Below are 398 nucleotides of genomic sequence, written 5' to 3'. Positions count from 1 at the left end.
CTCCAGGCCGCCTTCGGGGCGCAGGAACTCCGCGACCTCGGGCAGCGGCGCGTCCGCCTGCGACGCGCGGTCGAACGGATACTTGCCCTTGAAGGCGCTGCTCCACGCCATCACCACCTGGTCCTGCCACAGCTTGCTCTTGTTGCAGGCCACGCCCACGAACACCACCGAGCGCATCTCCTGGCACGGCGGCAGCAGCAGCCGCTCGAAGATGGCGACGTTGTCCGTCTGCTTGCGGACCATCATCTCCACGTTGTTGCGGGTGGACTCAATCTTGTCCAGCAGCAGGCCGGACTCGGCCGGCTTGTCCTTCACCGCCAGCAGCGTCGTCTGGACGGTGGCCAGCTGGTCCTCGTACGAATCCAGCGCCGTCAGGGACTCCTCGCCGTCCTCCGTCT

Annotated in this window: 1 pseudogene; it reads right to left on the bottom strand. The window is 67.1% G+C overall.

Annotation, left to right across the window (positions count from 1 at the left end):
- Positions 1-398 (bottom strand): annotated as a pseudogene (locus D7X96_RS39375) (type VI secretion system membrane subunit TssM); the annotation flags it as partial.

Source organism: Corallococcus interemptor (assembly GCF_003668875.1).
GTDB classification, from domain to species: domain Bacteria; phylum Myxococcota; class Myxococcia; order Myxococcales; family Myxococcaceae; genus Corallococcus; species Corallococcus interemptor.
The sequence above is the reverse complement of the archived record's forward strand: the minus strand, read 5'-3'. Positions and strand labels throughout refer to the sequence as shown.